This is a genomic window from Methylobacterium sp. C1 (assembly GCF_001854385.1).
GTDB lineage: Bacteria > Pseudomonadota > Alphaproteobacteria > Rhizobiales > Beijerinckiaceae > Methylobacterium > Methylobacterium radiotolerans.
This window is the reverse complement of record NZ_CP017640.1, coordinates 2,848,099-2,860,000: the sequence shown is the minus strand read 5'-3', so window position 1 is coordinate 2,860,000 and position 11,902 is coordinate 2,848,099. Positions and strand designations below refer to the sequence as shown.

9 protein-coding genes (1 of these 9 cut by a window edge) are annotated in these 11,902 nt (G+C 74.7%); 4 read left to right on the top strand and 5 right to left on the bottom strand.

From position 1 onward, the window contains the following. Together BKE41_RS13225 and BKE41_RS13220 are read left to right on the top strand one after the other, a co-directional pair. Positions 1-4,125: the 3' portion of a translocation/assembly module TamB domain-containing protein gene (locus BKE41_RS13225; protein WP_070999546.1), read on the top strand. It extends 231 nt beyond the left edge of the window; only the last 4,125 of its 4,356 coding nucleotides appear in the window; the start codon falls outside the window, past its left edge; its stop codon occupies positions 4,123-4,125. A 130-nt stretch (positions 4,126-4,255) separates the two neighbouring features. After that, entirely contained in the window at positions 4,256-4,573 is a 318-nt protein-coding gene (locus BKE41_RS13220; protein WP_012319355.1) for an HPr family phosphocarrier protein, read from the top strand. Positions 4,574-4,576: 3 nt separating this feature from the next. Here the strand turns inward: BKE41_RS13220 and nth are convergent, their stop codons facing one another. From nth to BKE41_RS13200, 4 genes are all read right to left on the bottom strand, one after another. Then, a complete protein-coding gene (nth, locus tag BKE41_RS13215; protein ID WP_070999545.1) occupies positions 4,577-5,296 on the bottom strand; it encodes an endonuclease III in 720 nt (239 codons plus the stop codon). A 95-nt stretch (positions 5,297-5,391) separates the two neighbouring features. Then, positions 5,392-6,255, bottom strand: a complete 864-nt coding sequence (locus BKE41_RS13210) for a hypothetical protein (protein WP_024830002.1) — start codon at positions 6,253-6,255, stop codon at positions 5,392-5,394. Between the two features lie 104 nt (positions 6,256-6,359). Continuing rightward, positions 6,360-7,454, bottom strand: a complete 1,095-nt coding sequence (locus BKE41_RS13205) for a GTP-binding protein (RefSeq protein WP_029361357.1) — start codon at positions 7,452-7,454, stop codon at positions 6,360-6,362. A gap of 66 nt (positions 7,455-7,520) precedes the next feature. Then, positions 7,521-9,050: a D-alanyl-D-alanine carboxypeptidase family protein gene (locus BKE41_RS13200; RefSeq protein WP_063111960.1), complete on the bottom strand. Its 1,530-nt coding sequence runs from the start codon at positions 9,048-9,050 to the stop codon at positions 7,521-7,523. Positions 9,051-9,318: 268 nt separating this feature from the next. Here BKE41_RS13200 and queE point away from each other — a divergent pair, with 268 nt between their 5' ends. Then, positions 9,319-9,951 carry a 7-carboxy-7-deazaguanine synthase gene (queE, locus tag BKE41_RS13195; protein WP_012319350.1) on the top strand — a complete coding sequence of 211 codons (633 nt, stop codon included), beginning with the start codon at positions 9,319-9,321 and terminating at the stop codon, positions 9,949-9,951. 282 nt (positions 9,952-10,233) lie between these two features. Here the strand turns inward: queE and BKE41_RS13190 are convergent, their stop codons facing one another. Beyond that, positions 10,234-11,145 (bottom strand): hypothetical protein, encoded by a 912-nt coding sequence (locus tag BKE41_RS13190; protein ID WP_012319349.1) that lies wholly within the window; start codon positions 11,143-11,145, stop codon positions 10,234-10,236. Positions 11,146-11,320: 175 nt separating this feature from the next. Between BKE41_RS13190 and rfbC the strand changes: the two genes are divergently transcribed. Further along, the gene (rfbC, locus tag BKE41_RS13185; RefSeq protein WP_070999544.1) at positions 11,321-11,872 is read left to right on the top strand and encodes a dTDP-4-dehydrorhamnose 3,5-epimerase; all 552 of its coding nucleotides are present in this window, start codon (positions 11,321-11,323) and stop codon (positions 11,870-11,872) included. Positions 11,873-11,902 lie beyond the last annotated feature (30 nt).

Here is an 11,902-nt window from a genome sequence, read left to right as displayed (position 1 = left end):
GACGCCACCATCCGGGACGTGGCGATCAGCGACCGCGACGGCGTCTGGCTGAAACTCGACCGGGCCCGCATCGTCTGGCGGCGGCTCGCCCTCCTGTCGGGCCGGCTGGAGGTCGACAGCCTCGAGATCGGGCATCTCGACGTCCTGCGCCGGCCGGTCCCCGGCCCGCCGCCGCCCGAGGCCAAGCCCGACGGGCGGCTCCTCCCGGACCTCCCGGTCAAGGTCGAGATCAAGGGATTCAAGCTGGCCGAGCTGACGCTGGGCGAGGCGGTGGCCGGGCAGCCGGCGCGGCTCTCGGCCGAGGGCCGGGCGAAGCTCGGCGCCGCCAGCGAGGGGCTCGACCTCCAGGCCCGGGCGCAGCGCCTCGACGCGCCGGGCCGCTTCCTGCTGTCGCTGCTGTTCGTGCCGAACGGCGAGCGGCTGGAGTTGAAGGCGAACCTCGTCGAGCCGGCCGGCGGCCTGCTCTCGAAGGCCGCCAACCTGCCCGGCACCCCGCCGATCGACTTCGAGCTCGACGGAACGGGCACGCTGGACGCCTGGGGCGCCAAGCTGGACTTCACGGCGGGACCCGACATCGGCGCCAAGGGCGGGGCGAAGATCTCCCGGATCGGGGCCGAGCGGCGGCTCGCCCTCGACCTCGCGGCGCGAATCGAGGGGCTGATGCCCGGTCCGGCGGCGGCGATCTTCGCCGGCACCACCAAGCTCGACGGCGGCCTGTCCTTCGCGGACAGCGGCGCCTTCCGGATTGACCGGCTGGAACTGACCTCCCGCACGGCGCGCCTGGCGGCCGGCGGCAGCCTCACCCGCGACCGGGTCGCCGACCTGACCCTGCAGGCGCGTGCCCTGCCGACGGAGGGCGACGTCACCCGGGCCGGAGAGGCCGAGATTGGCAAGCTCGTCTTCGACGGCAGCCTCAAGGGGCCTCTGGCGGCGCCCACCGTCCGGGGCCACCTCGACGCGGCCGCCCTGCGCAGCCGCGATTCCAGCCTGGACCGGATCGAGGCGAGCCTCGGCATCGACCCGCAGGGCGAGCCGTCGGCGCAGCGCTTCGCCGTCACGGCGGACGGCCGGATCGACGGGCTGACGCTCTCCGACCCGGCCCTGCGCCGGGCCATCGGCAGCCGGGCGACCGTGACGCTCCGGGCCTCGGCCGGTGCCGACGGCGTGGTCGACGTCGCGGCGCTCAAGCTCGATTCCGACACGGCGCGGGCCGCCTATGCCGGCCGGGTCGGCCAGAACACCCTGACCGGCACCCTCGACGCGGCGCTGCCGGACCTGTCCGTCTTCTCGGGCCTCGCGGGCCAGGGCCTCGCGGGCAGCCTCGACGCCAAGGCGCGGCTCAGCGGCGATCCGGCGCGCAAGGCCGTCGCCGCCGACCTCGCCGTGACGACGAGCGGTCTCGTCACCGGCATCCGGGCGGCGGACCGCGCCCTCGGCCGCGCGCCGAGCCTTCAGGGACGCGTGTCCCAGACCTTCGACGGGTACGGCTTCGACCATCTGCGCCTGGAAGGCTCCGGCGTCACCGCCACCCTGCAGGGCGAGGCGACGACGACCCGTGCCGACGTCGCCGGACGGGTCGACCTCAAGAGCCTCGCGGATCTCGACGGGCGCCTCACCGGCAAGGCCGGCGTCGACGCGCGCCTGACCGGATCCCTGGAGCATCCGGACGTGACCGCGACCCTGACGGCGCCCGCCGCCACCGCGGCCGGCAAGCCGATCCGGGATCTGCGCGTCGAGGCCGTCCTGCGGGACGCGCTCCTCGCGCCGGACGGCACGGTCCGGCTCGGCGGCGACGTCGGCGGCAAGGCGCTGACCGGCGGCGCGCACCTCGCGCGCGTCGGCCCGGACTGGGTCCTCGACCGGCTCGGCCTCGATCTCGGTTCGGTCTCCGTCGCCGGCCAGGCGACGGTCGCGGCCGACACGTGGCTGTCGGCGGGCGCGCTCACCGTGCGGGCCGGCGACCTGACGGACATCGCGCCCCTGGTCCCGGAACCGGTCTCGGGCCGCCTCGACGCCGCGCTGACTCTCGCCCGCGACGGCGGGCGCCAGGACGTGACCGTCCGCGCCACCGGGGCCGGTCTCCGCTACGGCGATACGGCCCTCGCGCGGCTCGACGCCGACCTCTCGGGACGGGACCTGCGCGCCCACCCCGTCCTCGACGGGCGCGTCGAGGCCGACCGGCTCGTGGCCGCCGGCCAGCAGGTCGACACGATCCGGCTCCTCGCGAACGGCACGCCCGCCTTCAGCGACGTGAGCCTCACCGCCCGGGCGCGCGGCTTCACCCTCGACGGTGCCGCGCGGGTCGTCCCGGCCGCGGACACGCGGATCGAGATCCAGCGCCTGTCGGCGGCCCGCGGCAACGACCGCTTCGCCCTCACCGGGCCGGCGGCGATCACCCTCCGGGACGGCGGCGCGGTGATCGACGGCCTGTCGATCGCGGCGGGCTCCGGCCGCGTCACGGTCGCGGGCCGCGCCGGGCGGGATCTCGACCTCAGAGTGGCGATCCGGTCCCTGCCCCTGTCGCTCGCCCGGATCGCCGCGCCGGATCTGGCCCTCTCGGGGACCCTGGACGGCGAGGCGGACCTCCGCGGCCCCGCGACGCGACCGGAGGGGCGCTACGCGGTCAGCGTCGCCAAGCTGGTCGCTCCGCAGACGCGGCAGGCCGGGCTGCCGGCGATCGACGCGGCCGCGAAGGGCACGCTGTCCGACGGACAGGCGAGCCTGGACGGCCGGGTGACGGCGGGGCGCGGCGTCGCCCTGACGGTCTCCGGGTCGCTGCCCGTGGAGGCCGGGGGGCCGCTCGACCTGCGCGCGCGCGGGACGCTCGACGCCGCCCTCGCCAATTCCCTCCTGAGCGTCGGCGGCCAGAGCGTGACCGGCAAGGTCGCCATCGACGGCGGCGTCACCGGCACCCTGGCGGCGCCGCGGGCGCAGGGCGCGGCGGTGCTGAGCGGCGGGAGCTTCACCGATCCGCTGAACGGGCTCCGCTTCACCGGGATCGAGGGTCGGGTCACCGGCCGCGGCGACAGCGTCGTGGTCGAGCGCCTGACCGCGACCGCCCGCAACGGCGGCCAGGTCTCCGTCACCGGCCGCGTCTCCCTCGCGCCCGACTTCCCGGGCAATTTCCACGTCGTCGCCGACAAGGCCGAGCTCGTGTCGAGTCCGCTGATGACGGCCGTGTCGAGCCTCGACATCACGCTGGCGGGGCCGCTGGCGCGGACGCCGCGGATCGGCGGCCGGGTGAACGTCGTGTCGATCGACGTCGCGGTTCCGGACCGGCTGCCGGCCACGATCCGGCCGCTGCCGGGTGTCCGGCACGTCAACACGCCGCCGGCCCTGCGGGCGCGCCTGGCGCAGCGGGCGGAGCGGAAGGCCGCGACCCGGCATGGGCGGCGGGGCGGGAAGCCGGCCGTGCCGTTCGACGCCACCCTCGACGTGACGATCGACGCGCCGAGCCGCATCTTCGTGCGCGGGCGCGGCATCGACGCCGAACTCGGCGGGGCGCTGCGCGTCACCGGCACCTCCGCGTCGCCCATCGCCAACGGCGCCTTCTCGCTGCGCCGCGGACAGTTCGAGCTCGTCGGCCAGCGCCTGGATTTCAGCCGCGGCCGGCTGACCTTCGCCGGCAGCCTGACCACGCCGGAACTCGATTTCGTCGCGGAGACCAAGGCCACCGACGTGACCGCCCGCATCGCCGTCTCGGGCTTCGCGGACGCCCCGCAATTCTCCCTGACTTCGGACCCGGTCCTGCCGCAGGACGAGATCCTGTCGCGGATCCTGTTCAAGAAGGCGTCGGCCGGCCTGTCGCCGTTCCAGGCGCTGCAGCTCGCCCAGGCGGTCGCCCAGCTCTCCGGGGGCGCCGCCGGTCCGGACATGTTCGAGCAGGCGCGCAAGAGCCTCGGCCTCGACAGCCTCGACGTCTCCACCGGCGCGAGCGGCGGGCCGGCGATCGGCGCCTCGCGCTACATCTCGGATCGGGTCAGCGTCGGCGTGAAGGCCGGGGCGAAGCCCGCCGACACCGCCGTCGGCGTCGACGTCGACGTCACCCGCCGGATCAAGCTGAAGGGCGAGGCCGGGAGCGACGGCCGCACCAGCCTCGGCGTCGGCGCCGAGTACGAGTGGTAGCCGGCGAGGGCACACGGCCGCCCGCTCGCCCGCGCCCCGGGCACTGCGGGATCGACATGCCCGGTCAATGGTTTAGGTTCAGCGCAGGCGGCCGCCAGGGCCGCCGTTCGGGCGGGAAACACCACGGGCGATGGACGAGCTTTTCGAGACCGATGACGATCCGCCGGTTCCGGAGGGCGGCCTTCTCCGCAAGCTCCCGATCATCAACCGGCGCGGCCTCCACGCCCGCGCCTCCGCGAAGTTCGTGCAGACCGTCGAGCGCTACGACGCCGCCGTGACGGTCACCCGGGCCGGCGAGACGGTCGGCGGGCGCTCGATCATGGGCCTGCTGACGCTCGGGGCCGCCATGGGCACGCACGTCGCCGTCACCGCCGTCGGCCCGGACGCGGAGAGCTGCCTCGACGCCATCGAGGCCCTGCTGGCCAACCGCTTCGGCGAGGACGAGTAGCGTCTAGGCCGTCGCCTTGCTCGGCCACGCGCACAGGTCCGAGACGGGGCATCGGGGGCAGGCGGGATTCCGCGCCGTGCAGATGTCGCGCCCGTGCCGGAACAGCCAGACATGGGCGTTGTCCTTGAACGCGTCGGGCACGATCCGGGCGAGACCGTCGGCCACCGCGTCGACCGTCGGGCCCGGGGCGAGCGGGATCCGGTTCGAGATCCGGAAGATGTGGGTATCGACCGCGATCACCGGTTCGTGGAAGGCGAAGTTCGCCGTGACCTCGGCGCTCTTGCGGCCGATCCCCGGCAGGCGACGCATCTCCGCGGCGCTGCACGGGACGGCGCCGCCGTGTTCCGCGAGCAGGACCGCCGACAGCTTGACGATGTTGCGCGCCTTGGATGGCCCGAGACCGACCGGCCGGACGATCTCCGTGATCCGGGCCTCCCCCAGCGCCGCCATGCCGGCGGGATCGCGGGCCTCGGAGAACAGCGCCTCCGCGATCCGCGAGACGGTCGGGCCGGTGGACTGGGCCGAGAGCAGCACGGTCACGAGCAGGCGGAACGGGTCGGTGCGGTCGAATCCGGCCTTCGGATCCGGGTCCCTCTCGGCGAGGCGCGCGAGGATCGTGGCCACCCGGTCGGCCTCGCCTGCCTCGCGCGGCCGCCGTGCCGTCCGTGCGGCCGCCTTCCGGCGCGGAGCGGGTCGAACGCCGTGGGGCAGGTCGCGGGTCATGGAGGCCAGCTAGGGCCGCCCGCCCCCGTCGACAGGCGTACCGGACGCGGCGGATTGACCGCTCGTCGACCGCTCGTTGACCGCCCGTCGACCGCTCAGGCCCGAACGCGGCGCCAGGGCACAGCGTTGGCGCCGGCGCAGAGGTGGAGCGTTCCGGCGACGACCGCGCCGGCCCGGCGGCGGAACTCGACCCGCAGCGCGCCGCGGCGGGCGAACAGCCGGGTGACCACCCGGACCAGCGACGCCTCGGCCGGGTCGGCGATGATCGGCCGCGCGGCGGTGCGGGCGTCGAGGGCGAGGAAGGTCTCGACCGCGTCGCGGACCGCTCCCGGCTCGGTGACGGCGAGCATCTCGGTCTCCGCCGGCTCCCAGCCGTCGGGACGCACGCCGATCAGGTTCCCGGCCGGGATCGGCCGCGCGCGCGCCGGGCGGCCGGCCGCCAGGACGGGGCGCCGCGGCTGCGGATCCCGGGCGGGCGCGGGATCGCCGACCAGTCGGACCGGGCGGCGCAGCGCCCCGAGCCGCTCCCGCAGCGCCCGGTCGACGGCCTCCGCGGCGGCGCGCTCCACGAGGGCGGCCGCGTCGGGCTCCGCGGGCTGCCAGGGCCGGGCGCGGCTGCCCCAGACCGGATGCGGCATCGCCAGCGGGACGACGCCGCGCAGAGTCTCGTGGCCGTCGCGCGCGTCCCGGCTCCAGGCGAGGGCGACCGCGACGGGACGACCGGACGGGCGGTGCTGGGCGAGCGGGAGGAGGTGGTCCGGGTCGCGCAGCGGGTCGGTGACCGCGTTCCGCACCAGCAGGGCCCGCCACGCGGCGACGGAGGCCCCGTCGACCGCGCCGGGTCGCCGCAGATCGACCCGCCAGGTCCCGGCCTCGGGGCCGGCATCGGGCTCCGGCGCGGCCGCGAGGTCCGGCCGCTCGGACAGCCCGCCCTGTATCACGGTGAAGCGTCGCACCATCCGCCTGTCCTGCCTCTCGACGATCCGTCCCGATCCGGGACGACCCGGCGCCTCCGGGGCGCCCTTCGCGTCGAGGGCTTCAAGGACGGTGCCGACCGCCGGCGTCAGGGGCCGGGGATCGCCAGGGGGTTGTCGGTGAGGGCGGCGGCATCCGGCGCGTCGACCCGGGGGCGGCCGAGGAAGGCGTCCCAGAGCTGGCGCACGAAGGCGGGATCGAGATCGCGCAGGATCAGGACGAGCCGCGACGTGTGGTCGGGATCCGGCCATTCCGGCAGGGTGACCGGGGCGTGGAACACGTGCTGGACCCCGTGGACGACGAGGGGACGCCCGGGATCGTCGGCGAGGGCGACCAGGCCCTTGAGCCGGAGCAGCTTCGGCCCGTGGCCGGAGCGCAGGAGATCCATGAACATCTCGAAGGCGGGGCGCGGGATGGGCGCCGCGCTGGTCAGGCAGATCGCCCGGATCGACGCGTCGTGGCGGTTCACGTCGGCGTGGTGATGGTCCGCCTGCGCCAGCGCCGCGTCGCCGAGCCACGCGCGCACGTCGGCGGTCTTGCCGTCGAGGCCGAACAGGCCGCCGAGGAGCGTCTCCGCGGGGGCATCCGGGGCGACGATCGGGGCGGCCGGGTTGAGCGCCGTCAGGCGCGCGCGGATCCCCGACAGGTCACCCGCGAGGTCGGCCTTGGTCAGCACGATCCGGTCGGCGACCGCGGCCTGCCGCAGGGCCTCCGGATGGGCGTCGAGGGTCGCGGCGCCGTTAGCCGCGTCCACCACCGTCACCACGGCCTGGAGGCGGTACCGCAGCACGAGGTAGGGGTGGTAGATCAGCGCGTGCAGGATCGGCGCCGGATCGGCGAGGCCCGTCGTCTCGATGACGACCCGCCGGAACGGCCGGATCCGGCCGTTGTCGCGCTTGCGCAGCAGATCCTCGAGGGTCGCGATCAGGTCGCCGCGCACCGTGCAGCACAGGCAGCCGGCGCCGAGCAGGATCATGTCCTCGTCGACGGTCTCGATCAGCAGGTGGTCCAGGCCGATCTCGCCGAACTCGTTGACGATCACCACCGTGTCGGCGAGGGCGGGATCGCGCAGCAGCCGGTTCAGCAGGGTGGTCTTCCCGGCTCCGAGGAAGCCGGTGAGCACGGTCAGCGGGATCGGCTCCGGGCGGCGCGGGTCCGGAGTGGGGGCGGAAGACTCTGACATAGGCGGCGAAGTGGGGTGTGCCGGCGTCCGCGGCAACGCGGCGGGCGGCCGGACACCCGCGCGGGCCTACTCGTCGGCCGCCGCCTTCTTGGCGGCCGGCTTCCTGGCCGGAGCCTTCGCGGCCGCCTTGTCGGACTTCGTCTCGGGCTTCGTCTCGGCCTTGGTGGGCGCCGGCTTGTGGGTGGCCGCCTTCGGCGCCGGCTTGGTCAGGCCCTTCCCGGGCTTCGCCTCCGGCATCCCGGGCGTGACGTCCGACGTGTAGGCGCTGGCGTTCCGGGGCACGCCGTGGGCCGGCTTCGCGGCGACCTTCGGGGCGGTCCTGGCGGCGGCCTTCGCGGCCTCGGCCCGCTCCAGGCGCGCCGCGCGCGCCTGCTTGGCCGCCTCCAGGGCCGCCGCGCGCTTGGCCTTGGCGGCCTCGAGCTTGGCGGCGCGGGTGTTGGCGGCGGCGGCCTTCTGCTCGGCCTCCTGCGCCTCGAGGATCTGCTGGCCCTCGGCCGGGTTGCGGCCGACCCACACGGCGATCGGCTGGAGCGGCGCCCGCGGCGGCAGGGACCGCGCCCGCAGGGCCGGGTTGGAGAACGCGGCGAGCGCCAGGGCCGGCGAGTTCGCCGCCGAGCCGCCGATCAGCTGCGCGGCCGAGCCAGGGGCGCTCAGCGCGCCGGGACCGTCCTCGATGGCCGGGGGCTTCTTGCCGCCGCACACGAAGGGACGCATGTCCGGGGGCGCCGGGATCGCGGAGGCCGGGAGCGCGTCGAGGGTGGGGCTCGACCAGCCGGCGCTCTGGCCGAAGGCGTAGTCGAACAGGTCGGCGGTCTTCACGTCGCGCTCGCGCGGGCTCGGCTGCCCCATCACGATGGTGACGATCCGCCGGCCGTTGCGCGTGGCGGTCGCCACGACGTTGAAGCCGCCCGAGCAGATGAAGCCCGTCTTCATCCCGTCCGTGCCGGGATAGCGCCCGAGCAGGCCGTTGTGGTTCGCCATGACGGCGCGGCCGAACTGGATCGCCGAGATCGAGAACAGGTCGTGGGAATCCGGGAAGTCGCGGATCAGCGCCCGGGCGAGGACCGCCATGTCGCGGGCCGAGGTCCACTGGCGCGGGTCGGGCAGGCCGTTGGGATTGTACCAGCGGCTGTCGTGCATGCCGATCCGCTGCGCGGTCTCGTTCATCAGGGCGGCGAAGTTCTCGACGGATCCCCCGAGCGACTCGCCGATCGCGTAGGCGACGTCGTTCGCCGACTTGACCATGATGATCTTCAGGGCGTTGTCGAGGGTGAGCTGCGTCCCCGGCTTGAAGCCCATCTTCGAGGGCGGCTCGGCGGCGGCGGCGGCCGAGATGGTGATCATCGAATCGAGCGAGACCTTGCCCTGCCGGACGAGGTCCAGGGCGACGTAGGTCGTCATCAGCTTCGTGATCGAGGCCGGGTACCAGGGATCGGTCGGCGCCTGCGCGTAGATGACCTTGCCGGAATCCACGTCGGCCACGAGGATCGGCACGGTCACGGCGTTCGCTGCGCCGATCCCGACCAGGCCCGCCCCGAGCAGACCCGTCAGCGCCGCAAGCCCGACGGTGAGGCGTCGGTAGAGAGAAGAGGACATTCGAGCCCGACTCGTCAGAGGATCGCCTGGATCGACGCCGGGGGGCGTCGGATTTCCGGCCGGCCAGCCGGAGAGCGGCGCAACCCGGTCGGCCTGAGGCGGTCGCCGGACTGCATCTCGGCATGAACGAGCCCACCGTGGCAAGAGCAAGGCGAGATCACATCGCGGGTCTGCACGGCGCGGTTGTCGGTGGCCCGCGGGCGCGGCACGGCTTATGTGCAGGCCGAGCGCGCGGGCCGGATCGCGCGCGGCGGTGACTGGGACGGTTGTGGCTTACGCGGTCAAGGAGATCTTCCACACGCTCCAGGGGGAGGGCGCGCAGGCGGGCCGTGCCGCAGTGTTCTGCCGCTTCGCCGGATGCAACCTCTGGTCCGGGCGCGAGGCCGATCGCGCCGCCGCGGCCTGCCGGTTCTGCGACACCGACTTCGTCGGGATGGACGGGGAGGGCGGCGGGCGGTTCGCGGACGCGGCCTCCCTCGCCGACGCGATCGCCGCCACCTGGGCGGGCGGCGCCGAGAACCGCTACGTCGTCTTCACCGGCGGCGAGCCGCTGCTGCAGCTCGACACGCCGCTGATCGAGGCCGTCCACGCGGCCGGGTTCGAGATCGCGATCGAGACCAACGGCACGCTGCCGGCCCCGCCGGGGATCGACTGGATCTGCGTCAGCCCCAAGGGGAGCAACGCCCTCGCGCAGGTTTCCGGCCACGAGCTGAAGCTCGTCTACCCGCAGGCGGACGCCGATCCGGCGGCCTTCGTGGGTCTCGCCTTCCAGCACCGCTTCCTCCAGCCCATGGACGGCCCGGACCGGGCCGCCAGCACCGAGGCGGCGATCGCCTATTGCCGCCGGGACGCCCGCTGGCGGCTCTCGCTGCAGACCCACAAGATGATCGGCATTCCCTGAGCGGCCCGGATTCGGTCCCGGGATCGGGTTCGGACGACGTGATCGCCGAGCCGGTGCCGCACGAGGCGCCGGTCCCCTCTCCCGCGCGGGAGAGGGACAGGGTGAGGGATCAGGGCCATCCGGACGAGTCGCGGCCTGTCGGCAACCCGAGAGCGCGCCTGATCCTGAAGCTTCTCGTCCCTCACCCCGACCCTCTCCCGCACGGGAGAGGAAGTTACGGCGCGGTTGTCTCGACCGGGATCGCCGTCTCTCCGAACCGTCAGGACGCGATCGGGGACGGCACTACCTGACGACAGCCCTCAGCTGGGCGCGCGCCGCGCGGATCGCCGAGCGCGCGAACCGTCCGTCCGCCCGCGGCGGATCGGGATCCTGGCCGTCCAGCACTGCGCGGCGCAGGGCCACCAACGCGGGATCACCCCATCGGTCGAGGACGCGTCCGAACGCGGCGTGGCGCCCGGCATCGAACGGGACCGGTCGCCCTGTCCCGTCCCGCGCGGGATGGGCCGGATGCAGCGTCCCGCAGGGTATCCAACCCGGCGGGATCGGCGCGGTGGCCGCGTGCGTGCGTGCGAGCCGCAGGAGTTGCGGCAGCGCGTGGCACCGCGGCCCGGGCCCCGCGGCAGCCCGATCGGCCTCCGGCGCGAACACTTCGACGCGACCGATGCGGGTGATGACGATCTGGTCCAGGCCCGAGATGACAGCGGACGGCATCGCCGCGGCGCCGGCGGCGAGGAGCGGTCGGCCCGCCAGCGCCCGCAAGCGGGCGATCCGCGCGGGGTCGGCGGTCCGGATGCAGGCATCCGCGGCGCGCAGACCGAGTCCGAGATCGAACAGGCGCGCGGCGCGGTCCTCCGGCCGGATTGCCGCCCCGTCGGGACCCAGTTCGGTCAGGACGGCGCGCCGGCCCATCGCGCAGGCGGCCTCGGGAAGGCAGAGCGCGACCGCCTGGCTCCAGCCATCGGCGAAGCCGGTCTCGTAGGCGAACGGCCTGAGATCCGGATACGCCCGGATCGCGAGCGCGCCGCGGGCCGTGACGAGGCCGACCGCTTCGTCCCCGAGGGGCCACGCCGGCTCGTCGGGCTCCCGCGCGAAGACGGCGCCGGCGCCGTAGCCGCCGAGGCTCCACGCGCAGGCCGGATCGGCCAGCTGGGCGCGCAGCAGGCCGTCCACAGCGGGTCCGGCTCCGCCCGTCATCGGTCCCTCTCGTGAACGCCACCGCAGCCGGCACGCCTTGACACGGACGGCGAATGACCGGAAGTCGCGGGGCATCACCGAGGTTGTGGTCGGCGAGGCGGGCGCGCGACCCGGAACGACCGACGCGGAGACGTCCGCTGGACCTCCCGACGGGATCCGCAAGAGGGGCGCTGGCATGGACGTCATCGAGACCGAGATCCCCGACGTGAAGCGCATCGTCCTGAAGCGCTTCGGCGACGCGCGGGGCTGGTTCTCGGAGACCTTCCGGGCCGACACCCTGGCGCGGGCCGGGATCGCCACGCCGTTCATCCAGGACAACCAGTCCTTCTCGGCCCCGCAGGGGACGGTCCGCGGCCTGCACTTCCAGATCGCCCCCCGCGCGCAGGCCAAGCTGATCCGCGTGCTGCAGGGCGCGATCCTCGACGTGGCGGTCGATATCCGCAGCGACTCGCCGACCTACGGGAAGTACGTCGCCGTCACCCTCGACGCCGAGAAGGGCGAGCAACTCTACATCCCGCACGGCTTCGCGCACGGCTTCTGCACCCTGACCCCCGACGTGATGGTCGCCTACAAGGTCGACGACTACTACAGCCCCGAGCACGACCGCGCGCTGTTCTGGAACGATCCGGCGATCGGGATCCCGTGGCCGGTCTCGGGAGAGGCGGCGATCCTGTCCGACAAGGATCGCCGGGCGCCCAAGCTCGCCGATCTCGGCCGCGTCTTCTGAAGAGCGCGGCCCGGCCGCAATTTTGTCACG